Source organism: Flavobacterium sp. N2550, assembly GCF_025947265.1.
GTDB classification, from domain to species: Bacteria; Bacteroidota; Bacteroidia; order Flavobacteriales; family Flavobacteriaceae; genus Flavobacterium; species Flavobacterium endophyticum.
In genome coordinates this window covers 1179793-1203585 of the sequence record NZ_CP110007.1, presented here as the reverse complement: position 1 = coordinate 1203585, position 23793 = coordinate 1179793, and the positions used below count along the sequence as shown (strand labels likewise).

Below are 23793 nucleotides of genomic sequence, written 5' to 3'. Positions count from 1 at the left end.
TTACTTAAACCGCTCTTACGATAAAATAATTTTTCTTTCCGCGTTGTAATAATACAAATTGATCATTGATCAAATCTTTTGTCGAAAGGCTGAATTCTTCCGTCACTTTTTCTCTATTTACAGAAATTGAATTCTCTGACAAAGCTCTTCTTGCTTCGCCATTTGACTTCAAAAAGCCTGTTTTCTCATTCAATACAGAAACGATATCGATTCCTTTTTCGATGTCTTCTTTGGCTACTTCAGCTTGAGGAACGCCATCAAAAACTTCTAAGAAAGTAGCTCCGTCCAATTGCTTTAAGTCTTCAGAAGTAGCATTTCCAAACAAAATATTTGAGGCTTGGATCGCTTTTTCTAATTCATCTTTGCTATGTACAAAAATTGTAATTTCTTCTGCTAGTTTTTTCTGAAGGACTCTCAAATGCGGCGCTTGTCGGTGTTCTTCGATTAACGCTTCTATCGTGTCTTTATCTAAAAACGTAAAAATCTTGATGTATTTTTCCGCATCAACATCAGTCGTATTAACCCAGAATTGGTAGAATTTATATACCGAAGTCTTATCGGCATCCAGCCAGATATTGCCTCCTTCTGATTTTCCGAATTTTGAACCATCTGCCTTAGTGATCAACGGAGTCGTCAATGCGTAAGCCTTGGCATTTTCGCCACCCATTCTTCGAACGAGTTCTGTTCCAGTGGTGATATTTCCCCATTGGTCAGAGCCTCCCATCTGCAAAAGGCAGTTGTAATTTTTATATAAATGATAGAAATCATACCCTTGGATTAGCTGGTAAGTAAACTCTGTAAATGACATTCCCTCGCCTTCAACGCTGAATCTTTTTTTCACAGAATCCTTTGCCATCATATAATTCACCGTGATACGCTTTCCAACTTCACGAGCAAAATCGATAAATGAAAAGTCTTTCATCCAGTCGTAGTTATTCACCATTACCGGAGCGTTTTTATCCGCAGCATTAAAATCTAGGAAACGAGACAAGACACTTTTGATTCCCGCTACATTTTTAGCCAGCGTTTCTTCATTCAGCAAATTCCTTTCGTCTGATTTCCCTGAAGGATCTCCAATCATTCCCGTAGCACCTCCTACCAATGCAATAGGCTGATGTCCAAAATTCTTTAGATGAACTAAAAGGATAATCTGAACCATGCTGCCGATATGCAGTGAGTCAGCGGTCGGGTCAAATCCAATATAAGCCGTCGTAACTTCTTTAAGCAATTGTTCTTCGGTTCCCGGCATGCTGTCATGGTACAACCCTCTCCACTTTAATTCTTCAACTAAATTTTTCATTTTTTTCTACTAATTTGCGCAAAGATAAGGGTATTGAGATAATTAGAAAATTAGAAAGGGCTTCAATTCTAATTTAGTTGCGAAATTTATTTTGACTTAAAATCGGACAATCTCCTTATATTTGCATTTATGGTTTTAGTAACAGGCGCTACCGGATTAGTAGGTTCACACCTAGTGCTTCATCTCCTTGAAAATGGAGAAGAAGTTCGCGCCTTATATCGGAATAAAGAAAACATCCAAAATACGAAGTCTTTTTTTGAATGGAAAAAGCAGTCTTCTCTTTTCGAGAAAATAAATTGGGCAGAAGGCGACATAACCGATATTCCTTCTCTAGAAAGGGCATTTGAAACTATAGACTATGTTTATCATTGTGCCGCATTTATTTCTTTTGATCCTGATGATGAAGAACAGATGCGAAAGACAAACATTGAAGGCACAGCAAATATTGTCAACTTTTGCTTGGCAAAACAAGTAAAAAAACTCTGCCATGTCAGCTCTATTGCTGCGCTCGGAGATCTGCAGGAGCATGAAACCATTATCACGGAAGAAACCGAATGGAATCCGGAAATATCACGCAGCGATTATGCGATCTCAAAATTCGGAGCCGAAATGGAAGTCTGGAGAGGTCAGCAGGAAGGCTTGAGCGTAGTTATCGTAAATCCAGGAGTCATTCTTGGTCCAGGATTTTGGAAAAGCGGCAGCAGTGAAATTTTCCACAGAATAAAAAAAGGACTCAACTATTATACAGAAGGCGCTACTGGATTTGTAACAGCTGAAGACGTAGCTAGGTCGATGTACGGCTTGATGAAAAGTCCTATTCAAAAAGAACGCTTCATTTTAGTTACGAAAAGCATTACCTATCACGATTTATCAGATCTTATTGCCACATCATTGGGCAAGAAAAAGCCATCAATCTATTTAAAGCCTTGGGTCACTGGACTAGCATGGCGAGTAGACTGGCTGATTGCTACGCTTTTTTTTAGGAAAAGACAATTATCTAAGGCTACTGCCATTGCATTGCATACGCAATCTCAATTTGATAATTCTAAAATAAAAAATGCCCTCAATTTTGAATTTGAGGACATTGGCAAGTATATCTTGAAGATTTCCGATACTATTTAGGAAGCTCTTTAGTTACATTTTCTTTGGCAAGCAAACTATCTGCATGAGTCTTTTCTTTTCTGACCCTGTCATTGATCTCTTCATACATTTTCTTGTAATTCTTTACATTTTCAATGGCATAGTACTGATCGCTTTTGGCAAACTGAAGGCTATCGACTTTGTATTTTTTATAGACATAGGTAGTCGCATCAATCTGGTTTGAATCTAAAACAGCTTGATTAACGCCTTTTATGGCTTGAAGCAAGGAAAGATCATAGATAATATCTTTCATCTTATCTCTAGGGATAAGATTTTCTGGTTTTTCGACAGCTTCTTTTTTACATGCCGCAAGGAAGACCAAAGTCAGTACTAAAAAATATTTTTTCATAATCTTCTTTTAACGATCAAATTCCAAACGCATTCCAGCACGAGCATCTTTTACCTTGAAATTATTATAGACCAATTCGCCATTCACAAAGGTATGTGTTATCCTTGATTTAAAGGTAAATCCTTCGAAAGGCGACCAGCCGCATTTGTAAAGGATGTTTTCTTTTTTCACGCTCCAAGGCAATCCAGCATTGACAATAGCCAAATCGGCATAATACCCTTCTTTGATAAAGCCTCGCTTTTCAATCTTGAAAATCTTAGCTGGATTATGGGCCATTTTTTCAACGATCTTCTCAACCGAAATCTTTCCTTGATGGAAGGCCTCGAACATAGCCACGACAGCATGCTGTACTAGCGGTCCTCCTGATGGCGCAGAAGTATATGGATTTTTCTTTTCTTCTAACGTATGTGGCGCATGGTCAGTAGCAATCACATCAATCCTGTCATCGAGCAAAGCTTCCCAAAGCGCATCTTTATCTGCTTGGGTTTTGACAGCGGGATTCCATTTGATCAATGTACCTTTTTTATCATAATCTTCATTAGTAAACCACAAATGATGGATACAAGCTTCGGCAGTAATTTTCTTTTCTTCTAAAGGAATCTTATTCGTAAACAGCTTCATTTCTTTTGCTGTCGAAAGATGGAAAACGTGCAGGCGTGCACCAGTCTTCTTCGCCAATTCGATTGCTTTTGACGAGGAAATATAACACGCTTCTTCGCTTCGGATCAGATGATGGAATTTCATCGGAATATCGTCTCCGTATTCTTGCTTATATTTTGCCAGATTGTTTTTGATGGTTTCCTCATCTTCGCAATGCACAGCAATCAACAGCGGCGTGCTCGCGAATATTTTTTCTAAAACTTCTTCATTATCCACCAGCATATTCCCCGTTGAAGAGCCTAAGAATAATTTTAGTCCCGCTACGGTTTTTGGGTTTACTTTCAAAATTTCTTCCAGATTGTCGTTAGTGCCGCCAAACATAAAAGAATAATTTGCCACCGATTTTTCAGAAGCGATCTTAAATTTTTCCTCCAGCAATTCAATCGTAGTGGATTGAGGATTGGTATTCGGCATCTCTATAAAAGACGTAATTCCGCCAGCAACAGCTGCACGCGATTCTGAAGCGATATCTCCTTTATGCGTCAAGCCTGGTTCGCGAAAATGCACTTGATCGTCAATAGCGCCTGGAATCAAGTAGTTCCCTTCGGCATTGATGATTTTTGTTGACGATGATTTTGCGCTAATCGTTTCTGCAATTTCAACAATAAATTCGTTTTCAATTAAAACGTCTCCTTCAAAAATAGTTCCTTCGTTTACTATTTTGGCATTCTTAATCAAAACACTTTTCATCTCTTCTTTCTTTGTTATTTTCGCATTGCTAGAACAGCAAGCAAAGTTACCTACAAACTGTTGAATATTTTCTTTATCCTTAAGACAATTACACCGAAAATGGCCTCTTTGATAATTGAGTTGCTCATTTTTGACTGTCCTTTCGTCCGGTCGGTGAAAATAATTGGCACTTCAACAATTTTAAATTTTTTGGCGTAAGCCCTGTATTTCATTTCTATCTGGAAAGCATATCCGATAAATTTAATCTTATCAAGATTGATACTTTTCAAGACATTTTTTTTGTAACATATAAATCCAGCTGTGGTATCTTGGATTTCCATTCCTGTAATCATCCGAACATACACGGAGGCAAAATAAGAAAGCAATACGCGACTCAAAGGCCAGTTCACGACATTTACGCCTGTGACATATCGGGAACCGATTGCGACATCATAGATTCCAAAACGGCAAGAATCATAAAGCCTCTCTAAATCATGCGGATTATGCGAAAAATCGGCATCCATTTCAAAAATGTATTCATATTCACGCTCCAAAGCCCATTTGAATCCATGCACATAGGCTGTACCTAAGCCTGATTTTTTACTGCGTTGTTCCAAGAATAGCCTATCAGGATATTCTTCCTGAAGCGCTATCACTTTTTTTGCGGTATGATCTGGGGAATTGTCATCAATTATCAAAACGTGAAACGGCTTCTGCAGAGAAAACACAGTCCTGATGATGCTCTCGATATTTTCAATTTCGTTATAAGTGGGAATTATAACAATGCCGTCGTTCATATTTGCATAATTTCATGACAAAAGTAAACTTTTTATGGTTGCTGATTCATAATAAAATTATAATAATCGAATCCTTTTTGAATTTTTATTGCCTACAAGCTGCTTAAAAAATAAAAATGAAAGCAATAAAAAATCACTAATTTTGCCTCATGTTAGAAATCGTTTTACAGCCGAGAATTTTGGAAAGCAAGGATTGGGCAACCGTTCTTTTTGTGCTTTGCTTTGTACTTATTGCTGCAACGAAAGGTGTTTTTGAAAGCCGTTTTTCTGATTTTTCCAGATTGGCCTATAGCGATAAATATATCAAGATTTATAGAGACAGCGGCAACTTAATGAACTGGTTTACGATTTCATTGTTTGTAGTCCAAGTGATTTCTTTTGCATTTTTTATTCAGATAATGCTTAGTTATTTTGGATATGCTTCAAAAACCGATTGGATTACCTACATACAAATCGTTACGCTTTTGAGCGTTTTTATACTTTCTAAATATTTGATAGAGAAGATAATAGCCACTTCTTTTAATGTCGAAGAATTTAACGAGCAGTTTAATTTACAAAAAGTAAGCTACAGAACCTATATTGGACTTTGTATTCTTCCTATTAATGTCATTTTATTTTATAACGATACGCCAATAGATTTATTAATATATTTTCTTATTGCTATCATTTTGTTAATAAATATCCTTACTTATCTTCTTTCTTTAAAAATTTATCAAAATTTGATTATTGGCAAGTTGTTTTATTTTATTTTGTATCTTTGCGCACTTGAAATAGCACCTTATTATTTCATGTATTATTGGTTTACAAAAAGGTAGCACACAAGAAAATGTCAACTATGAAAGTGAAAACAATTTTGGTTTCGCAACCAGAGCCTAAAGTAGAAAATTCTCCATATTTTGAGTTGCAGCAAAAGCACAAAGTCAAAATTGATTTCAGGCCTTTTATCCACGTTGAAGGCGTTAGTGCAAAAGACGTGAGACAGCAAAAAATTGACTTGAACAATTTTACAGCCATCATCTTAACAAGCAAAAATTCTATCGATCACTTTTTCAGAGTAGCTGAGGAAATGAGATATAAGATTCCAGAAGATTTAAAATATTTCTGCCAGTCTGAAGCTATTGCTTTTTATCTTCAAAAATATGTGGTTTATAGAAAACGTAAGATTTATGTTGGCCAGAAAGATTTTGCTGATTTATCGCCACTGATCAAAAAGTATAAAGACGAGAAATTCCTTTTGCCAGCTTCAGACCAATTGAATGCTGATGCGCCGCAGACTTTGAATAATTTGAAAGTTAATTGGACACAAGCTACTTTTTACAAAACTGTAATGAGCGATTTATCTGATTTAGCAGATGTGTATTATGATGTATTGGCTTTTTTCAGCCCGACAGGAATCAAATCATTATTCATGAACTTCCCTGACTTCGAGCAAAACAATACAAGAATTGCTGTTTTCGGAAGCACTACACAAAAAGAAGCTTTAGATCACGGATTAAGAGTCGATATCATGGCTCCGTCTCCTGAAGCACCATCCATGACAATGGCTTTGGAAAAATATATTGCAAAAGCAAACAAAGAAGACAAAGGAAAATAATTCTTTTGTTTCTTTTTAAACATAAAAAAGCCCTGCAATTGCAGGGCTTTTTTATTTATAGCATCACTAATTAGTCCACTTGCGGCCCTGCTTTCACAAGGTTTTTGCCTTCTTCATTAGTTGCATATTGCACAAAGTTCTTTACGAAAAGCCTTCCTAAATCTTTGGCCTTAGCTTCCCATTCTGATTCGTTTGAATAGGTTTTTCTTGGATCAAGAATATCAGCATCTACTCCTTCTAAAGCTGTCGGGATTTCAAAATTGAAAATCGGCAAAGTCGTAGTTGCTGCGTTTTCAAGAGAGCCATCTAAGATTCTGTCAATAATCGCTCTTGTATTTTTAATCGAAATTCTTTTTCCAGTACCGTTCCAACCTGTATTTACGATATAAGCTGTTGCACTGTGCTCTTCCATCTTTTTAACCAATTCTTCACCATATTGTGTAGGATGAAGCGAAAGGAAAGCTTTACCGAAGCAAGCTGAGAAAGTAGGCTGTGGTTCCGTCACACCTCTTTCAGTTCCTGCTAATTTTGCAGTAAATCCTGAAAGGAAGTGGTATTTAGTCTGCTCTGGCGAAAGTTTTGCAACTGGAGGCATAACTCCGAACGCATCAGCAGTCAAGAAAATTACTTTTGAAGCATGGCCAGCCTTAGAAACCGGTTTTACGATGTTATCGATATGGTAAATAGGATAAGAAACTCTCGTATTTTGAGTTACTGAACCGTCTTTGAAATCAATCTTGCCATCTGCATCAACAGTTACGTTTTCTAGCAAAGCATCTTTTCGGATTGCATTGTAGATATCCGGCTCGTTTTCTTTGCTTAAGTCGATTGTTTTCGCATAACATCCGCCTTCGAAATTGAAAACACCGTCATTGTCCCAACCGTGCTCATCATCACCAATCAATTCGCGTTTCGGATCTGTAGAAAGCGTCGTTTTTCCTGTTCCAGACAATCCGAAGAAAACAGCAACATCGCCATCTTTTCCTTTATTGGCAGAACAGTGCATTGAAGCTATTCCTTGCAACGGAAGGTAATAGTTCATCATCGCGAAAAGTCCTTTTTTCATTTCACCTCCATACCAAGTTCCTCCAATAATTTGGACTTTTTCAGTAAGGTTGAAAGCGATATACACTTCAGAATTTAATCCATGATTTTTATAATCGGCAAATTCTGTTTTTGATGCGTTCATTACCACAAAATCAGGCTCTCCATAGTTTTCAAGCTCTTCTTCTGTCGGACGGATGAACATGTTTTTCACGAAATGTGCCTGCCAAGCTACCTCAACGATAAAACGTACTTTCAGCCTGGTGTTCTCGTTGGCGCCGCAAAAAGCATCCACGACATATAATTTTTTATTTGAAAGCTGCTCGACTGTAGTTTTCTTTAAAGCTTCCCAAGTATTTTGGCTGATCGGCTTATTGTCGTTAACCGCTTTGTCTGATGTCCACCAGATCGTATCTTTAGTAACATCATCTTGAACAATATATTTATCTTTTGGAGAACGACCTGTAAAATCACCCGTCATTACATTCACTGCTCCAAGCTCTGTCAATTGTCCTTTTTCAAATCCTATAAGGCTAGGATTTAATTCTTCGGCATAAAGCAATTCATAAGAAGGATTATAGATCACTTCTTCGACATTCTTGATTCCATATTTTTCTAACGAAATCGATTTCGTAAATTGGGTGTAATTATCCATAGAATTCTAATTGAGTTGTGTTTAATTATTTCGCAAAAGTAAAAATTAAATTTCAGATTGGATATATTTGGTAAAACTTTATGCTTTTCTCTTAAGAATATTCAAAAAAAGAAGCCCCCAAGCCATAATCATTAGCAATCCTCCAATCGGTGTTATAAATCCTATAACGCTGAAATCCACGTTTGTTACGTTTTTTGTCGCCAAAAGATAGATAGAACCCGAAAAAAGTATAACGCCAAATACGACTAAATAATATAAGGTCTTTTTTGCTTTTTCTGAGATCAGATTTGTGCTCCCGGCAAACAGGAGAAACAGCGCATGGTATATCTGATATTTTACACCTGTTTCAAAAGAAGTAAGCTGTTCAATGGTTAAGACTTTTTTCAAGGCATGGGCGCCAAAAGCACCTAAGATAATTGCAATAAAGCCTAAAATTGCTGCAGTAGAAATTATTTTTCTGTCCATTGTTGTTTAATTTGAAGCACAAAGTTAAGCATCTTGAAAACTTTATGATAATCAAACGCCTTTAAGTTTTTTTAAATATAACAAATAATTACTTTTGTGTTATTATTAAAAAATTACGGTTTTCATGAGACATATTCTAATAATCGGGGCCGGAAGGTCTGCTTCTTCACTAATTCAATACCTTCTAAATAAATCAGAAGAAGAAAACCTGCATCTTACCATCGGGGACCTTTCTTTAGAATTGGCACAAAGAAAAACCAAGAATCATAAAAATGCGACGGCAATTGCTTTTGATATCTTCAACGAAACTCAAAGAAAGGAAGAAATCCAAAAAGCAGACATTGTGATTTCGATGCTTCCTGCTTACATGCACATTGAAGTGGCAAAAGATTGCATTACTTATAAAAAACATATGGTCACCGCCTCTTATGTCAGCGAAGCAATGCAGAATCTCGATGCTCAAGCGAAAGAAAACAACTTAGTGTTCATGAACGAAATAGGGCTTGATCCTGGAATCGACCACATGAGCGCGATGAAAGTAATTGATGAAATTCGCGAACAAGGTGGCAAAATAATTCTCTTTGAATCGTTTTGCGGCGGCTTGGTAGCACCAGAATCGGATACTAATCTTTGGAATTATAAATTTACTTGGAATCCAAGGAATGTAGTCTTGGCCGGACAAGGTGGTGCTGCAAAATTTATCCAAGAAGGAACATACAAATACATCCCCTACCACAAGTTATTCAGAAGGACAGAATTTATGGAGGTCGAAGGCTATGGCCGATTTGAAGGCTATGCCAATCGTGATTCCTTAAAATACAAAAGTGTTTATGGACTGGATGATGCCTTGACGTTATATAGAGGAACTATCCGTCGTGTTGGTTTTTCGAAAGCCTGGAATATGTTCGTGCAGTTGGGGATGACGGATGATAGTTATACGATGGAAGATTCTGAAACGATGACCTATCGTGAATTCACGAATTCTTTCTTGCCGTATCACCCGACAGATTCTGTAGAAATCAAATTGCGCTTGAGCCTAAAAATGGATCAAGACGATATCAAATGGGACAAGCTATTGGAATTGGATTTATTCAATAACAACAAAATCGTAGGACTAAAAAATGCAACACCTGCTCAAATCCTTGAAAAGATATTGACAGAAAGCTGGACGCTTGAGGAGCATGACAAAGATATGATCGTAATGTATCATAAATTTGGCTACCAGCTAGACGGCCAAGAAAAACAGATTGATTCGACAATGGTTTGTTTGGGCGATGACCAAACGTATACTGCTATGGCCAAAACTGTCGGCCTTCCTGTTGCTATGGCAACCTTGCAGATTTTAAATGGAAATATCAAGACGCCAGGCGTGCAATTGCCGATAAACAAAGAAGTATACCTGCCGATTTTAAAAGAATTGGAAAGCTACGGAGTCGTCTTTAATGAAAAGCAGGTTCCTTATATGGGCTACAATCCAAAGAACGTTGCAGGATAATATCAGAAACCTATATCGAAAGATGTAGGTTTTTTTTCAGCTTAACTGAAAAGCAAAATTCTGTATATTTGTTTGTAAATAAAACTGAAAGCTTAAATTCAGTTATAAATTGCAACCAATGAAAATAAATTCCCTACAAATAGAAATTGACGGTATCGACAAAGAAATTCTTCGGGATTTGATGGAAGATGCCCGAAAGCCAATTCTTCAGATTGCCAATAAGATTGGTATTTCTGGCGCAGCGATTCACCAGCGTCTTAGAAAGCTGGAACAGTCGGGCGTAATTTCAGGTTCAAAGTTTGTAGTAAACGTAAAAGTTTTAGGCTACAGCACCATGGCTTTTGTAGGCGTGTATTTGGACAAGGCTGCACGAAATCCTGAAGCGGTTCGTGAACTAAGAAAGATTCCCGAAGTTTTGGAATGTCATTACACCACAGGAAACTGGTCGATTCTCATCAAGATTATCTGCCGCGATAATGAACACTTGATGCAATTGCTGAATACTAAAATCCAAGCTATTGAAGGTGTTTCGAGAACCGAAACTTTTATTTCTCTGGATCAGCAGATTGAAAGACAGATTCAGCTGTAGATTTCTGATTTCTGATTTTTGAGGGTAGGATAAAATGCTTCGGATAGAAATAGCTGTATTATAGAGAACTTGACAAAATGCAAACAAAAAATCCGTGCTTTTTAAACACGGATTTTTCAACTATTTATATTTTTTCCGAAATCTTATGTCTAAAATCAGAAATCTAAAATTTCCCTTAGTTTCTTCTTCCTCCAAAAACTTGCAATGCCCAATACAGCAAAGAGGCAATAGCACCCAACGCTGCTACTAGATACGTTCTTGCAGCCCATTTTAGGGAATCTTCGGCTCCGGCATATTCTTGCTGGCTTAGCATATTTTTGTTTTTCAGCCAAGCTAGAGCACGGTTACTTGCATCATATTCCACAGGAAGCGTAATGACACTGAACAACGTTGCAATTGACATCAAAACCAAACCGGCAACAGCAACATAAAACCCAGCTCCTACTCCTGCGGCAGCTCCTAAGACAAGACCGATAATAATCAACCATTGCGAAATTGGCGCAGCTACATTCACCATCGGAACTAATTTAGAACGCATTGTCAGCCATTGATACGCTTGAGCATGCTGCACCGCATGGCCTACTTCGTGAGCAGCAACTGCGGCAGATGCAGCGTTTCTTTGGTTGTACACTGCTTCGCTCAAGTTGACCGTCTTATCGGACGGATTATAATGGTCGGTCAAACGACCTGGAGTGGAAATTACTCTGACTCCCGAAATACCATGATCTTGAAGCATTTTTTCTGCAATCTCAGCGCCGCTCATTCCGTTGCGCAAATGTACTTTTGAATAAAATTCGAACTTGCTTTGGAGCTTGGCACTTACAGCCCAGCTAACCAAAGCGATAACACCTAGTAAGATATAATACCCTATCATTTTTTTGTTTTTTGATTTAGTAATGAAAAGCAAAAACCTCGCCAATTTGACGAGGTTTTAAAGATACTGAAAGTTTGTCAGTGATAAAAATTTCTTAAAATTATCCTACCAAATTGATGATCTTTCCTGGAACAATAATGACTTTGTTCGGAGTTTTGCCATCTAATTGTTTAATCGTTCTTTCGTCGGCCATAACAATCTTTTCAATTTCTTGGACTGTCAGATCAAGCGGAAGGTTTATCGTAAAACGCATTTTTCCGTTGAAAGAAACCGGGTATTCTTTATTGCTTTCTACCAAATATTCTGGGTTGAATCTCGGAAAAGGAACTTCTGAAATACTTTCCTTATGGCCTAGTCTTTCCCATAGTTCTTCAGCTATATGCGGTGCATAAGGCGAAATCAGTACAACTAATGGTTCTAAAACAGAACGTTCGTGGCAGTTCATTGCAGTCAATTCGTTTACGGCAATCATAAAAGAACTCACGGAAGTATTGAAAGAGAAATTCTCGATATCTTCCTGAACTTTTTTGATGGTCTTGTGCAATGTTTTCAAGGCTTCTGGCGATGCAGGGCTTGAAGTTACGATGAGTCCGTTTTCATCAAAATACAATTTCCAAAGTTTTTTTAAGAATCCGAATACACCCGTGATTCCAGCTGTATTCCATGGCTTGGCTTGTTCTAAAGGACCGAGAAACATTTCGTACAGACGTAACGTATCGGCTCCGTATTCTTCGCAAATATTGTCTGGATTTACAACATTGTATTTCGATTTCGACATTTTTTCAACCTCGCGGCCAACAAAAAATCTTCCGTTTTCAGTTATAAATTCAGCATCCTGAAACTGCGGCTGCCATCCTTTTAGTTTCTCTGTATCTATCTCATCCGAAGCATTTACAAGACTTATATCGATATGAATTCCCTCTGTTTCGTAATTATTTTTAATGTTTTTAGAAACATATGTGTTTGTACCAGAAACTCTGTACACCAAAGCACTCATCCCCAAAATCATTCCTTGATTGATCAATTTCTTGAACGGCTCTTCTTGATTGACAAAACCTCTATCTTTCAAAAATTTGTTCCAAAAACGAGAATACAGCAAGTGTCCTGTGGCATGTTCGCTTCCTCCAATATACAAATCGACATTCTGCCAATAGTTTTGAGCTTCGTCAGAAACAAATTCATTTTCGTTATGCGCGTCCATATAACGCAACCAATACCAAGAACTTCCTGCCCAGCCTGGCATCGTATTCAATTCCAAAGGAAAAATTGTCACATTATCAATTAATTCACAATTCGTAATTCGCAATTCTTTTGTATCCCAAGCCCATTCTGTTGCATTTCCTAAAGGCGGTTGTCCGTCTTCGGTTGGCAAATATTTTTCTACTTCTGGAAGACGAATCGGCAGATGCTGTGTTTCGATCATCTGTGGCAATCCGTTTACATAATACACTGGGAAAGGTTCTCCCCAATATCTTTGGCGAGAGAAAACAGCGTCACGCAAACGGTAATTGGTTTTTCCTTTTCCTTGTCCTAATTCTTCCAAAGCTTCGATGGCTTTTTTAGTCGCTTGTTTGTAATCCAATCCATTTAGGAAATCGGAATTATCAATCACGACATTGTCTTTCGAACCGTACGCTTCTTCTGAAATATCTACGTTCTCAAATATATTTTTAATCGGAATATTAAAGTGTTTCGCGAAAGCATAATCACGTTCGTCACCGCAAGGAACTGCCATTACAGCTCCAGTTCCATAGCCTGCTAAAACGTAATCGCCAATCCAAACCGGAATGGCTTCTTTGGTAAACGGATGCTCTGCATAAGCTCCTGTGAAAACTCCAGAAATGGTTTTTACATCAGCCATTCTTTCACGTTCGCTGCGTTTTGCAGTCGCTTCCACATAAGCGTCCACGGCTTTCTTTTGTTCTGGCGTCGTAATTTTCGCAACCAAATCGTGTTCTGGCGCCAACGTCATAAACGTCACTCCAAAAATTGTATCGGGACGGGTCGTAAAAACTTCAATAACATGGTCATTCGTTTCGTCGCCACTTAAGATATAATCGACAGCATTTCTTTCAAATTCTGAATCTTTTACTTTGAATGTTACCGAAGCTCCAACCGATTTTCCGATCCAGTTTCTTTGGCTTTCTTTCAAAGATTCTGTCCAATCGATCGTTTCCAATCCTGTCAGCAAGCGTTCAGCATACGCCGAAATTCGCATGCTCCATTGCGTCATTTTTTTACGGATTACCGGATAGCCTCCGCGTTCTGAAACGCCATTTATGATTTCGTCATTTGCCAAAACGGTTCCTAATGCCGGACACCAGTTTACTTCGGTCTCAGCCAAAAACGTCAAGCGGTATTTTAATAAAATTCGTTCTTGCTCTTCTTTTGAATAGGATTTCCAATCATTAGCAGAAAAAACAGGAATATTGTCGTCAGAAACAGCATTTACTTTTGCGTTTCCGTTTTCTTCAAATTCTAAAACAAGCGTCTTGATATCTCGTGCTTGGTCGGCATCTTTATCATACCATGAATTGAACAGCTGGATAAAAATCCACTGGGTCCATTTGTAATAATCAGGACTTGACGTTCTTACTTCGCGGCTCCAGTCAAACGAAAATCCGATTTTATCCAACTGCTCTCTATAGCGAGCAATATTTTCTTTGGTTGTCTTATCTGGGTGCTGTCCGGTTTGGATAGCATATTGTTCTGCCGGAAGTCCGAAACTGTCATAACCCTGCGGATGCAAAACATTAAATCCTTGGTGCCTTTTAAATCTTGCGTAAATATCTGAAGCGATATAGCCTAGCGGATGCCCAACATGGAGTCCGGCTCCAGAAGGATAAGGAAACATGTCCAAAACATAATATTTTGGTTTATCAGAATTATTTTCTGCATGAAAAGTTCCGTTTTCAGCCCAATACTTTTGCCATCTGGCTTCAATTTCGTTAGGATTGTATTTCATTTTATAAGGTTCTAAGTCGCTACGTTTTTAGGTACTAAGGTTAATGTTAAGATTACTAGTGATGATTGAAAAATAGATACGCAATGTCCCGTTTCTCAATAATTCGGCTCAAAATAATTTGTTGTATACAAAAAAAATCAATTCGAGGAAGCAAATTTACGTTTATTGTACGAAAGTCAAAACTTTGAGCGTTATAAACTGTGTTTAAAGAAATTCTTTATTATTTTTACGGCATTAAATTAAAACTATGGCTTCATCATTCGAAAAATTTCAAAAGCGACGACTTATTTCTTCTTATTTTTCTGTGGTATTGAGTGTTTTCTTGGTACTTTTTTTATTGGGAATATTAGGGTTATTCGTAATCAATTCGAAGAAATTATCGGATGATTTCAAGGAAGAAATTGCCATGTCTGTTTATTTCAAAAACGAGGCAAACGACAGTATTATCAATGCTTTCGATACGCAATTAAAGACTTCGAAATTCGTAAAATCATATGATTTTGTAACCAAAGAAAAAGCGGCCAAACAACATACGGATATTATCGGCGAGGATTTCATGGCTTTTTTAGGCGAAAATCCTTTAGAAAATTCATTTGACATCCACTTAAAAGCGGATTATATCGTAACGGACAGTATCAAAAAATTCGAAACGAAAATCATGGAAAACCCTATGGTTTCTGATATCGTTTACGACAAAGTTTTGGTAAATTTAGTAAACGACAATATCCAAAGAATCAGTTTCTGGATTTTAATTGCCAGCGGATTTTTGGCTTTAGTAGCGGTTTTGCTAATCAACAGTTCTATGCGTCTGTCGATTTATTCGAACCGTTTTATCATCAAGACGATGCAGATGGTTGGCGCGACAAAATCGTTTATCAGAAAACCATTTATCTGGAGAAGCATCAAGCTAGGCGTTATCGGTTCTCTTTTGGCAATTTTCGCTTTAATGGGCGTATTGTATTATGTGGATACTAATTTCCCTAATCTGGGAATCATGCGAGATCAGTTAATGATTGGTCTAGTATTGGTCGGCGTTTTGATTGTGGGAATCTTGATTACTTGGTTCAGTACATTTTTCGCTACGCAACGATTTTTGAACTTGCGTACAGACGATCTTTATTAATCTTGGATTTTTGATTTAAGATTTTAGAATATTAACTTTTGACTTGAAATTATGAGTACTAAAGAAACGAATACACAAAAAAACGAATTCCTTTTTGACAAGGTAAATTATAAATTCTTATTGATTGGAATTGGGGTTATTGCGCTTGGCTTTATATTGATGTCTGGCGGTGGAACAGATGATCCTGCTGTTTTTAGCGATAAAATTTTTGATTTCAGAAGAATTCGCTTAGCTCCAACAACCGTTTTGATTGGTTTTGGAATTACGATTTATGCTATTCTAAAAAATCCTAAAAAATAGATTGAGCTTGTTTTGCTTTTTGCATGACTTTCTCAACAAACAAAACAATCTAAAAAAGTAAATGGATTTAATTGAAGCAATCTTAATAGCCATTGTCGAAGGCTTAACAGAATATCTGCCCGTTTCTTCTACAGGACATATGATTTTTACGAGTTCTTACTTTGGAATTCAAGAAGATGATTTTACAAAATTATTTCAGGTTTCGATTCAGTTCGGAGCTATCTTGGCTGTAGTAGCTTTATATTGGAGAAAGTTTTTCAACTTCAGCAAGTTCAATTTTTACATCAAGTTAGCTTTAGCCGTAGTTCCGGCCTTAATTTTAGGCTATCTGTTTGACGATTATATTGATGCCGTATTGGGCGATCCGATTCCAATTGCAATCGTGCTAATCATCGGAGGTTTTATCCTATTATTTATTGACAATTATTTCAAAAACCCCACTGTTGCACATGAAGAGGATATCTCTATCAAAAAAGCAGTGACTATAGGCTTTTGGCAATGTCTGGCCATGATGCCAGGAACAAGCCGTTCTGCTGCTTCAATCATTGGCGGAATGCAACAAGGCTTGACACGTCAGACTGCTGCTGAATTTTCTTTTTTCTTAGCCGTTCCGACCATGCTAGCCGTAACTTGCTATTCTGTTTTTTTGAAAACTTATAAAGTTTCAGGATTAAAAGGATATGAATTATTGATGCAATCTGGAGACAATCTAAAGTTATTTGCAATCGGAAACATTGTAGCCTTTATCGTTTCGATTATTGCCATCAAATTCTTTATCGGAGTCATTAAAAAATACGGTTTTAAGCCTTGGGGTTATTACAGAATTATTGCTGGAGCCTTACTCTTGATTTATTTCATCTACATAAAATAATTTAGCATTGACAGCACAAGATTTTCAAGACGGCCAAGTTTTATTAATTGACAAGCCTTTGAATTGGACATCGTTTCAAGCGGTGAACAAATTAAAATGGGCCTTGAAGAGCAAACTCGGCTTGAAAAAAATTAAGATCGGTCATGCTGGGACTTTAGATCCTTTGGCTTCTGGATTGCTTTTGGTCTGTACCGGAAAATTCACCAAAAGAATTACCGAACTGCAAGGCCAGGCTAAAGAATATACTGGAACGATTACGGTTGGCGCAACCACGCCTTCGTATGATTTAGAGACTGAAATCAACGAAACTTTCCCGACAGAACATATCACAGAAGAGCTGATTCATGAAACGGTAAAGCAGTTTCTAGGCGAAATCGACCAGCGTCCTCCTATTTTTTCTGCCCTGAAAAAAGACGGCATTCGCTTGTACGAGCATGCCCGAAATGGAGAAGAAGTTGAAATTCCGACTAGAAAAACAACAATCCACGAATTTGAAATTACACGAATTGCTTTGCCCGAAATTGACTTTAGAGTGGTTTGCAGCAAAGGAACTTATATCCGTTCGCTAGCCTTTGATTTTGGAAAAGCGCTACATTCTGGCGGACATCTTACCGCGCTGCGAAGAACAAAAATCGGTGACTACGATGTAAAAAACGGTTATGGCTTAGAAGCTTTTGTAGATTCACTTTCTGAAAAAACGGAATAGATTATGAAAAAGTTGCTCTTATTATCCGTCCTTTTTTTCTCTTTTATTTCTTATTCTCAAGTAACTCTTTCTGACTTAAAAACAGGCGATTTTATTTTCCAAGATATGGATTGTGGTCCGCTTTGCGATGCTATTGAAGCTGTGACCGAAGGTTATAAAGGAAACGATTTCAGCCATATGGGATTGGTCTACAAGAAAAATGACACGATATATATCATTGAAGCCGCTGGTGCTGCCGTACGATTGAATACTTTAAAAAAATTTTCTAAAAACACTTCCAAACCAATGTACATCGGCAGGGTCAAAAAGAAATATAGCAAGTTGATTCCTGAAGCGATTTCTTTTTCTTTAAAGCAAGTCGGGGTTCCGTATGACGATGATTATGTTTACGATAATGGAAAATATTATTGTTCAGAATTAATCTACGATGCTTTTAAAAAGGCAAACAAAGAAAAACCTTTTTTTCAATTGTTTCCGATGACCTACAAAGAACCTGGAACCAATGACTTTTTCCCGGCTTGGGTAGAGTATTACAAGCAAATTGAAAGCGAGATTCCAGAAGGAAAACCAGGCTGCAATCCGGGCGGAATGTCTACTTCTGACAAGATTTATATCCTCGGAACTTTAAAATAACCTACAAACGGAATAGTTCTTTATTTTTCAGCTTTTTCAAAATTTCTTCTGATGGAAAATTATTTTGGTCGATAAAGCGTTTGATTTCAGGAATATTGTTGCAAAAAATTACGTCAAAAGAAAAGCGATCTTTTCCATAAATTCCTCGATGGGTCATATTGGCAGAAAAAACAAGCAAGTCGCCACGTTTCAGCTGGATTGTCTTTCCTCTTTGCAAATCATCGCTTGGTTTCGAATTATTTAATGAATTCCTGACATCAAATTCGTGAGGCAAGTCCCATTCGCGATGTGTTTTTGGTATCAATTCGATTCCTAATTCTGCTTTTATCGGAATCCTAAAATGAACAACATCTTGATGTTTTATGGCCTGTTTTTGCTCTTCCACTGACAGCCCAGTGTATTGGATATCGCGATGCCAATAATTTTTCTGGCTGTTATCTTTCGGGTCGAAAAAAAGCTGCGTATTTAAGAAAACGGGCTTATCGGTATAAATTGTATCAACGATTTCTTGAATGCTTTGTTGAGAAATAAATTGGAAAAGCGCTGTTTTTTCTTCTATGTCCAAATAATTTCCTGAAGTCAGGCTATGGCTATTTAAAACTCCTTTTTCAAAACTTGAGGCATTATCTACCATCCACTTTTCGTGAAATTTATACAGGATTTTTTCAATAGCCTGCAGGTTCGTTTCCGTAAAGAAATTCTCTAAAAGCAGATAACCATTTTCGTTGTAGCTCATTATTCTTGAATTTCAAGTAATCGCATAAGTTCGATTAATTCATTTTGAGTACTTAAGCCTTTGTCGTGCAGATACCACATTTGCAATTCGGTCTTAATTTTTTCATCGATAACGCCATGCTCTTCCTTATAATTTTTAATCAAATCAAATGCCTCTTTCGGCCTTGGACCCCAATCTGCCAAAACTTCCAATGTTTCTTTATCCAAGACAATTAATTTTGGAATAGATCTTCCGCCATTCGTCAAAAATTTATCCATCAATGCAGGATTTTCATCACGAAGGACAATCTTAAAATTGATGTTATCCGACAACACCTCCATTTTGTGCATGATCGGAAGCAATTGTGCCGCATCGCCACACCAACCTTCCGAAATTACAAGCCAGATATATTTTCTTCTTAAGAGATTAATTCTTTCGGTATTCTCTGGAGAAATAACAATCGTCTTTTCCAAGCGATTCATTCGCGTTTCGTTCAGCTTGCTATAATGCAACAGATCATCTGTTTGGATTGGACCTGTAGATTTTCCCTCTAAAAGCAAATCTGTAACCAGTTTTCTATATTCAAAATAAGTCAAGCTTTTAGGTAGACTGGCCTTGATAATCTCTTCCATATTCTCAATTTAGTACTGCAAAATTAATTCTAAAAACTCAAAATACTTTTTTTTTGCCAACTTATTCCAAAAAAACAGATTATGACTATATTTGCACAACTTAAGCGAAAAACAAAATCAGCGCATGAAATATAAAAGAATACTCCTAAAATTAAGTGGAGAAGCCTTGATGGGCGACAGACAATACGGTATCGATCCACAAAGATTAGCCGAATATGCAGATGAAATCAAGGAAATTCATAACAGAGGCGTTGAAATTGCAATCGTAATCGGAGGAGGAAATATTTTTCGCGGCGTAGCCGGAGCCAGCAATGGAATGGACAGAGTTCAAGGGGATTATATGGGAATGCTAGCTACCGTGATCAACGGAATGGCGCTTCAAGGAGCTCTTGAAGACAAAGGAATGCTGACTCGTCTACAGACTGCCTTGAAAATTGAAGCTATTGCTGAACCGTATATCAAAAGAAGAGCGGTTCGCCATCTTGAAAAAGGAAGAATCGTAATTTTCGGAGCGGGAACAGGAAATCCTTATTTCACGACAGATACAGCGGCCGTATTAAGAGGTGTTGAAGTTCATGCCGATGTAATCTTAAAGGGAACCCGTGTAGATGGAGTATATACTTCTGATCCGGAGAAAAACGCAGATGCTGTGAAATTCGATACTATTTCATTTGAAGACGTCTTGAAAAAAGGACTGAACGTAATGGATACGACAGCATTTACGCTTAGCCAAGAAAATGCCCTGCCGATTGTTGTTTTCGACATGAACAAAAAAGGAAATCTTTTGAAAATCTGCGAAGGCGAAAATATAGGAACAGTAGTTAATGTATAATTAGAAAACAGAATCAAGATAGCAGTCGAATGGCTGAATCTGAATCTGAAATCTGAAATTCTAGATAAAAATGACTGAAGAAATTGATTTTATATTAGATAGCACTGAAGAATCGATGTCAGGTTCAATTGCTCATCTTGAAAAAGAATTCTTGAATATCCGTGCCGGTAAGGCAAGTCCTGCTATGTTAGGAAGCGTATTTGTTGATTATTATGGCGCTGCGACTCCGCTTAGCCAAGTATCGAACATCAACGTTCCCGATGCAAGAACGATTACGATTCAGCCTTACGAAAAAAGCATGTTGCAGCCAATCGAAAAAGCAATTCAAATTGCAAACATCGGCTTTAATCCGATGAACAATGGCGATGTAATCATCATCAACGTGCCGCCTTTAACAGAAGAGCGCCGTCGTGACTTGGTAAAACAAGCTAAATCAGAAGCCGAAGATGCAAAAATCGGAATCAGAAACGTACGTAAAGATGCTAATACAGACATCAAAAAATTAGAAAAAGAAGGAACTTCAGAAGACATGTGCAAAACAGCTGAAGATAAAGTTCAAAACCTGACCAATGCTTTTATTAAAAAAGTAGACGAGCTTTTAGCCGTTAAGGAAGCTGAAATCATGAAAGTTTAATTCTTTTACATTCTAAAATATACGAGCCGGATAATTATCCGGCTTTTTTTATATCTGAACATTTATTTTATGCTGCCAAATATTAAAATCCCCTTAAATAGTGGATTTTTTTTTACAGAAGTCACTTACTTTTGCAACGTGTAACAAAACTACCATCTATTCGTCTGTTACATAACCCTATGAAGCATTTAACTTTTTTATTTTTCCTTCTTTCTGTTTCCGTGCAAGCACAATTTCAGATTTCTGGAATCGTGAAGGATGAAAGCACCAAAAAACCGCTTCCTTTTGCTACAATATCCAGCAATAATAGAGCTACAGTGACTGATGTAGACGGAAAATTCTTGCTTCAGGATGAAAATCAGATTGCCTTTTTCACGATTTCTTACATCGGATATAGCCCTAAGACGATACTAGGAGATCGCAACAAAAAGTATTATGAAATTCTGCTTTCTCCAAAATCAGAAAACTTAAGCGAAATTGTACTTTCTTCGGAAGAAAATCCTGCGAATGCAATTATTCGCCAAGCCATAAAAAATAAAAAAGATAACGATCCGCAACAAAAGTTACAAAGCTTCCAGTTCAAGTCTTATAACAAATTAATTGTTTCTGCCAATCCAGATTCTATCGACGGAAGTATTGATTCTGTCTTTGTAGAAAGGTATTACGGAAAAGAATTCAAGGAAGTCGATTCTACGAATTATAAATTCAAGAAGATTATCGACCGCCAGCATTTATTCCAGACCGAAAAAGTATCTCAATTCCAATTCAGCAACAAAAAGCTGAAAGAAACGATCTTGGGAACAAAAATGGCGGGACTTAAAAATCCAATTTACGAAATCATTGCTTTTAACCTCCAATCTTTTTCGGTTTACGATCCTAAATACGAATTATTTGAGACCAAATACAATAGCCCTATAGCGCCAGATGCTTTTGCAGATTACCGTTTTAGAATATTAGACACCGTGAAAGTCGAAAACCGCGACACTTACATGATTTATTTCAAGCCGAAAAAGAAAAGAAAATCATCGGGATTAGAAGGTGTTGTCTACATCGATAAAGAAAACTTTGCTATTGCCAAAGCCATCATGAGAATCCGTGGCGTATTGGATATTTCGGCAACACACGAGTTTGAATATCTCGAAAATGAAAAAATCTGGTTCCCAACGCAAAAAGAGTTTAAAATCGTAAAAGGAAAAAACGACGACGACATCCGTATCTTAGGCGGTACAATCAAGTTTGAAGGCGATCTTGACAGCAATAATACGACAAGAAAAAAAGACGCTTCCGATTTTACGTACCTGGTTTCTAAATCTTATAATTTCGACAGGCAACAGAACATTCCTGTAAAAATAAAACATCCAGCTATCTATATCGAAGTAAAGGATGACGCCATAAAAAAAGACGATTCTTTCTGGAACAGCTACAGAAAAGACAGCCTCGATACTCGAAGCGAAAGAACTTACATTGCTCTGGATAGCATCGCCCAAAAAGAACGTTTGGAGAAAAAACTTCGCTTCGGTCGAAAAATATTAAATGGATATGTTCCTATTGGGCCAGTGGATATGGATTTGCGTTATCTTTTAAGCTATAACAACTACGAAGGTTTCAGAGTTGGCTTGGGAGGTATTACGAACGAGCGATTTTCAAACAAGTACCGCCTAGACGGCTATACGGCTTACGGAACCAAGGATGGCGATTTCAAATACAGCATTGGCGGAGCGGTTCGCGTGGGTATCTTTTCAAATTCATGGATCGGAGGAAGCTATACGGATGATGTGCGAGAAATTGCGAGCACCTCTTTTGCCATCGACAAGAGGGTTTTTAAAATTTATGATCCTCGTCCGATCAACTTAAGTACTTTCTATAACCACAAAACGTGGCGAGGTTATATTGAGACAAAAATCCTTCCTAAAACGGAAAGTATCTGGCAGCTTACGCATAGCAGAATCGAGCCTAAATTTGACTACTTGTATACTGTAGACGGAAAATCGTATACTAACTACGACATGACAACTGCAATGGTTTCGCTACAATGGAATCCTTTTAGCGATTATATGCAGACGCCTACAGGAAAGCTAGAAATAGAAAAACGCTATCCGAAATTCACGTTTCAATTCACGCAATCATTGCCAAAGGTTTTTGAAAATGATTTTACTTTCTCTAAAATAGATTTGAGAGCAGAATATGAAAAACGCTATCTAAACGGACAAAGGACCGCACTTTTAATGGAAGCTGGTTATGCGATAGGCGATGTGCCGATTTCACATCTTTACAATACCTCTCCGAACAGCCTTACGAAGGAAAAACTAATTGAACGAATCACGATTGCAGGAAAGAACAGTTTTGAGACGATGTATTTCAACGAATTTTTCTCTAGCAAATATGTGATGTTCCAATTCAAGCACGGCTTTAAAAGAGTCACTGTTTTCAAAGGAATCAAGCCTTCGCTAGTTTTGGTTTCGAGAATGGCTTGGGGCGATATGGAAAAACCAGAACAGCATATCGGACTTAATTACAAAACCTTAAGAGATGGCTATTTTGAATCGGGAATCGAGCTGAATCAAATCTACAAAGCCTTCGGTTTGTCTGGATTTTACCGTTATGGTCCGAATCAATTGGCCAAATTTGAAGACAATCTTTCTATCAAATTGACCTTTATCCTAAATTTAGGTTTTTAAGGCGCTGTTTCATAAATTTCTTATAAATATAAAACCTGCCAAGTTTTAGCTGGGCAGGTTTTTAGAATTAATA

General features: G+C 37.4%; 23 protein-coding genes. 13 read left to right on the top strand and 10 right to left on the bottom strand.

What is annotated here, in order from left to right; genetic code table 11:
- Window positions 1–4: 4 nt before the first annotated feature.
- On the bottom strand, window positions 5–1300 hold the full coding sequence (tyrS, locus tag OLM56_RS05195; RefSeq protein ID WP_264528565.1) for a tyrosine--tRNA ligase: 1296 nt from the start codon (window positions 1298–1300) through the stop codon (window positions 5–7).
- Window positions 1301–1429: 129 nt separating this feature from the next.
- Between tyrS and OLM56_RS05190 the strand changes: the two genes are divergently transcribed.
- Window positions 1430–2422 carry an NAD-dependent epimerase/dehydratase family protein gene (locus tag OLM56_RS05190; protein WP_264528564.1) on the top strand — a complete coding sequence of 331 codons (993 nt, stop codon included), beginning with the start codon at window positions 1430–1432 and terminating at the stop codon, window positions 2420–2422.
- Here OLM56_RS05190 and OLM56_RS05185 read toward each other — a convergent pair.
- The 3 genes from OLM56_RS05185 to OLM56_RS05175 are packed head-to-tail and all read right to left on the bottom strand — an operon-like array spanning window position 2415 to window position 4915.
- Entirely contained in the window at window positions 2415–2789 is a 375-nt protein-coding gene (locus OLM56_RS05185; protein WP_121375980.1) for a DUF4296 domain-containing protein, read from the bottom strand. The genes OLM56_RS05190 and OLM56_RS05185 overlap by 8 nt on opposite strands.
- A gap of 9 nt (window positions 2790–2798) precedes the next feature.
- A complete protein-coding gene (locus OLM56_RS05180) occupies window positions 2799–4139 on the bottom strand; it encodes a dihydroorotase (RefSeq protein WP_264528563.1) in 1341 nt (446 codons plus the stop codon).
- 50 nt (window positions 4140–4189) lie between these two features.
- Window positions 4190–4915, bottom strand: a complete 726-nt coding sequence (locus OLM56_RS05175; RefSeq protein WP_264528562.1) for a polyprenol monophosphomannose synthase — start codon at window positions 4913–4915, stop codon at window positions 4190–4192.
- A gap of 149 nt (window positions 4916–5064) precedes the next feature.
- Between OLM56_RS05175 and OLM56_RS05170 the strand changes: the two genes are divergently transcribed.
- Complete coding sequence (locus OLM56_RS05170; RefSeq protein WP_121375977.1) at window positions 5065–5730, top strand: DUF4271 domain-containing protein; 666 nt, start codon at window positions 5065–5067, stop codon at window positions 5728–5730.
- A 20-nt stretch (window positions 5731–5750) separates the two neighbouring features.
- Window positions 5751–6509, top strand: a complete 759-nt coding sequence (locus OLM56_RS05165) for a uroporphyrinogen-III synthase (protein ID WP_121376268.1) — start codon at window positions 5751–5753, stop codon at window positions 6507–6509.
- 70 nt (window positions 6510–6579) lie between these two features.
- Here OLM56_RS05165 and pckA read toward each other — a convergent pair whose 3' ends face one another.
- Window positions 6580–8208, bottom strand: a complete 1629-nt coding sequence (gene pckA / locus OLM56_RS05160) for a phosphoenolpyruvate carboxykinase (ATP) (RefSeq protein WP_264528561.1) — start codon at window positions 8206–8208, stop codon at window positions 6580–6582.
- A 78-nt stretch (window positions 8209–8286) separates the two neighbouring features.
- Window positions 8287–8673, bottom strand: coding sequence for a DUF423 domain-containing protein (locus OLM56_RS05155; protein ID WP_121375975.1), 387 nt, complete (start codon window positions 8671–8673; stop codon window positions 8287–8289).
- 124 nt (window positions 8674–8797) lie between these two features.
- On the opposite strand from OLM56_RS05155, the gene OLM56_RS05150 reads away from it, so the two are divergent.
- The gene (locus OLM56_RS05150; protein ID WP_264528560.1) at window positions 8798–10168 is read left to right on the top strand and encodes a saccharopine dehydrogenase family protein; all 1371 of its coding nucleotides are present in this window, start codon (window positions 8798–8800) and stop codon (window positions 10166–10168) included.
- Window positions 10169–10286: 118 nt separating this feature from the next.
- A complete protein-coding gene (locus OLM56_RS05145) occupies window positions 10287–10757 on the top strand; it encodes an Lrp/AsnC family transcriptional regulator (protein ID WP_121375973.1) in 471 nt (156 codons plus the stop codon).
- Between the two features lie 175 nt (window positions 10758–10932).
- Here OLM56_RS05145 and OLM56_RS05140 read toward each other — a convergent pair whose 3' ends face one another.
- On the bottom strand, window positions 10933–11631 hold the full coding sequence (locus OLM56_RS05140) for a zinc metallopeptidase (RefSeq protein ID WP_264528559.1): 699 nt from the start codon (window positions 11629–11631) through the stop codon (window positions 10933–10935).
- A gap of 100 nt (window positions 11632–11731) precedes the next feature.
- On the bottom strand, window positions 11732–14596 hold the full coding sequence (leuS, locus tag OLM56_RS05135; RefSeq protein WP_264528558.1) for a leucine--tRNA ligase: 2865 nt from the start codon (window positions 14594–14596) through the stop codon (window positions 11732–11734).
- Window positions 14597–14843: 247 nt separating this feature from the next.
- Between leuS and OLM56_RS05130 the strand changes: the two genes are divergently transcribed.
- The 5 genes from OLM56_RS05130 to OLM56_RS05110 all read left to right on the top strand — a co-directional run bounded on the left by OLM56_RS05130 (window position 14844) and on the right by OLM56_RS05110 (window position 18229).
- A complete protein-coding gene (locus OLM56_RS05130; RefSeq protein WP_264528557.1) occupies window positions 14844–15719 on the top strand; it encodes a cell division protein FtsX in 876 nt (291 codons plus the stop codon).
- A gap of 51 nt (window positions 15720–15770) precedes the next feature.
- Window positions 15771–16019 carry a DUF3098 domain-containing protein gene (locus OLM56_RS05125; RefSeq protein ID WP_264528556.1) on the top strand — a complete coding sequence of 83 codons (249 nt, stop codon included), beginning with the start codon at window positions 15771–15773 and terminating at the stop codon, window positions 16017–16019.
- A gap of 61 nt (window positions 16020–16080) precedes the next feature.
- Window positions 16081–16890, top strand: a complete 810-nt coding sequence (locus OLM56_RS05120; RefSeq protein ID WP_182493333.1) for an undecaprenyl-diphosphate phosphatase — start codon at window positions 16081–16083, stop codon at window positions 16888–16890.
- A gap of 7 nt (window positions 16891–16897) precedes the next feature.
- Window positions 16898–17596 carry a tRNA pseudouridine(55) synthase TruB gene (truB, locus tag OLM56_RS05115; RefSeq protein WP_264528555.1) on the top strand — a complete coding sequence of 233 codons (699 nt, stop codon included), beginning with the start codon at window positions 16898–16900 and terminating at the stop codon, window positions 17594–17596.
- 3 nt (window positions 17597–17599) lie between these two features.
- Window positions 17600–18229 (top strand): YiiX/YebB-like N1pC/P60 family cysteine hydrolase, encoded by a 630-nt coding sequence (locus OLM56_RS05110; RefSeq protein ID WP_264528554.1) that lies wholly within the window; start codon window positions 17600–17602, stop codon window positions 18227–18229.
- A gap of 1 nt (window position 18230) precedes the next feature.
- Here OLM56_RS05110 and OLM56_RS05105 read toward each other — a convergent pair whose 3' ends face one another.
- Together OLM56_RS05105 and OLM56_RS05100 are read right to left on the bottom strand one after the other, a co-directional pair.
- Window positions 18231–18965 carry a phytanoyl-CoA dioxygenase family protein gene (locus tag OLM56_RS05105; protein WP_264528553.1) on the bottom strand — a complete coding sequence of 245 codons (735 nt, stop codon included), beginning with the start codon at window positions 18963–18965 and terminating at the stop codon, window positions 18231–18233.
- Window positions 18965–19576: a thioredoxin family protein gene (locus OLM56_RS05100; protein WP_264528552.1), complete on the bottom strand. Its 612-nt coding sequence runs from the start codon at window positions 19574–19576 to the stop codon at window positions 18965–18967. The genes OLM56_RS05105 and OLM56_RS05100 overlap by 1 nt, the downstream gene beginning before the upstream one ends.
- A gap of 124 nt (window positions 19577–19700) precedes the next feature.
- Between OLM56_RS05100 and pyrH the strand changes: the two genes are divergently transcribed.
- The 3 genes from pyrH (at window position 19701) to OLM56_RS05085 (ending at window position 23720) form a co-directional block, all read left to right on the top strand.
- On the top strand, window positions 19701–20408 hold the full coding sequence (pyrH, locus tag OLM56_RS05095) for a UMP kinase (protein ID WP_264528551.1): 708 nt from the start codon (window positions 19701–19703) through the stop codon (window positions 20406–20408).
- 70 nt (window positions 20409–20478) lie between these two features.
- Window positions 20479–21042, top strand: a complete 564-nt coding sequence (frr, locus tag OLM56_RS05090) for a ribosome recycling factor (RefSeq protein ID WP_264528550.1) — start codon at window positions 20479–20481, stop codon at window positions 21040–21042.
- A gap of 179 nt (window positions 21043–21221) precedes the next feature.
- On the top strand, window positions 21222–23720 hold the full coding sequence (locus OLM56_RS05085) for a DUF5686 and carboxypeptidase-like regulatory domain-containing protein (protein ID WP_264528549.1): 2499 nt from the start codon (window positions 21222–21224) through the stop codon (window positions 23718–23720).
- Window positions 23721–23793: the final 73 nt, after the last annotated feature.

What these genes read in the sequence shown, in the direction of transcription:
- OLM56_RS05190 (WP_264528564.1), top strand. Translation starts at nt 1,430, where the DNA reads ATGGTTTTAGTAACAGGCGCTACCGGATTAGTAGGTTCACACCTAGTG.
- OLM56_RS05100 (WP_264528552.1), bottom strand. Translation starts at nt 19,576, where the DNA reads ATGGAAGAGATTATCAAGGCCAGTCTACCTAAAAGCTTGACTTATTTT.
- OLM56_RS05165 (WP_121376268.1), top strand. Translation starts at nt 5,751, where the DNA reads ATGAAAGTGAAAACAATTTTGGTTTCGCAACCAGAGCCTAAAGTAGAA.
- OLM56_RS05185 (WP_121375980.1), bottom strand. Translation starts at nt 2,789, where the DNA reads ATGAAAAAATATTTTTTAGTACTGACTTTGGTCTTCCTTGCGGCATGT.
- OLM56_RS05140 (WP_264528559.1), bottom strand. Translation starts at nt 11,631, where the DNA reads ATGATAGGGTATTATATCTTACTAGGTGTTATCGCTTTGGTTAGCTGG.
- OLM56_RS05120 (WP_182493333.1), top strand. Translation starts at nt 16,081, where the DNA reads ATGGATTTAATTGAAGCAATCTTAATAGCCATTGTCGAAGGCTTAACA.
- frr (WP_264528550.1), top strand. Translation starts at nt 20,479, where the DNA reads ATGACTGAAGAAATTGATTTTATATTAGATAGCACTGAAGAATCGATG.
- tyrS (WP_264528565.1), bottom strand. Translation starts at nt 1,300, where the DNA reads ATGAAAAATTTAGTTGAAGAATTAAAGTGGAGAGGGTTGTACCATGAC.
- OLM56_RS05170 (WP_121375977.1), top strand. Translation starts at nt 5,065, where the DNA reads ATGTTAGAAATCGTTTTACAGCCGAGAATTTTGGAAAGCAAGGATTGG.
- OLM56_RS05125 (WP_264528556.1), top strand. Translation starts at nt 15,771, where the DNA reads ATGAGTACTAAAGAAACGAATACACAAAAAAACGAATTCCTTTTTGAC.
- leuS (WP_264528558.1), bottom strand. Translation starts at nt 14,596, where the DNA reads ATGAAATACAATCCTAACGAAATTGAAGCCAGATGGCAAAAGTATTGG.
- pyrH (WP_264528551.1), top strand. Translation starts at nt 19,701, where the DNA reads ATGAAATATAAAAGAATACTCCTAAAATTAAGTGGAGAAGCCTTGATG.
- OLM56_RS05150 (WP_264528560.1), top strand. Translation starts at nt 8,798, where the DNA reads ATGAGACATATTCTAATAATCGGGGCCGGAAGGTCTGCTTCTTCACTA.
- OLM56_RS05180 (WP_264528563.1), bottom strand. Translation starts at nt 4,139, where the DNA reads ATGAAAAGTGTTTTGATTAAGAATGCCAAAATAGTAAACGAAGGAACT.
- OLM56_RS05155 (WP_121375975.1), bottom strand. Translation starts at nt 8,673, where the DNA reads ATGGACAGAAAAATAATTTCTACTGCAGCAATTTTAGGCTTTATTGCA.
- OLM56_RS05145 (WP_121375973.1), top strand. Translation starts at nt 10,287, where the DNA reads ATGAAAATAAATTCCCTACAAATAGAAATTGACGGTATCGACAAAGAA.
- OLM56_RS05175 (WP_264528562.1), bottom strand. Translation starts at nt 4,915, where the DNA reads ATGAACGACGGCATTGTTATAATTCCCACTTATAACGAAATTGAAAAT.
- pckA (WP_264528561.1), bottom strand. Translation starts at nt 8,208, where the DNA reads ATGGATAATTACACCCAATTTACGAAATCGATTTCGTTAGAAAAATAT.
- OLM56_RS05110 (WP_264528554.1), top strand. Translation starts at nt 17,600, where the DNA reads ATGAAAAAGTTGCTCTTATTATCCGTCCTTTTTTTCTCTTTTATTTCT.
- OLM56_RS05130 (WP_264528557.1), top strand. Translation starts at nt 14,844, where the DNA reads ATGGCTTCATCATTCGAAAAATTTCAAAAGCGACGACTTATTTCTTCT.
- OLM56_RS05085 (WP_264528549.1), top strand. Translation starts at nt 21,222, where the DNA reads ATGAAGCATTTAACTTTTTTATTTTTCCTTCTTTCTGTTTCCGTGCAA.
- OLM56_RS05105 (WP_264528553.1), bottom strand. Translation starts at nt 18,965, where the DNA reads ATGAGCTACAACGAAAATGGTTATCTGCTTTTAGAGAATTTCTTTACG.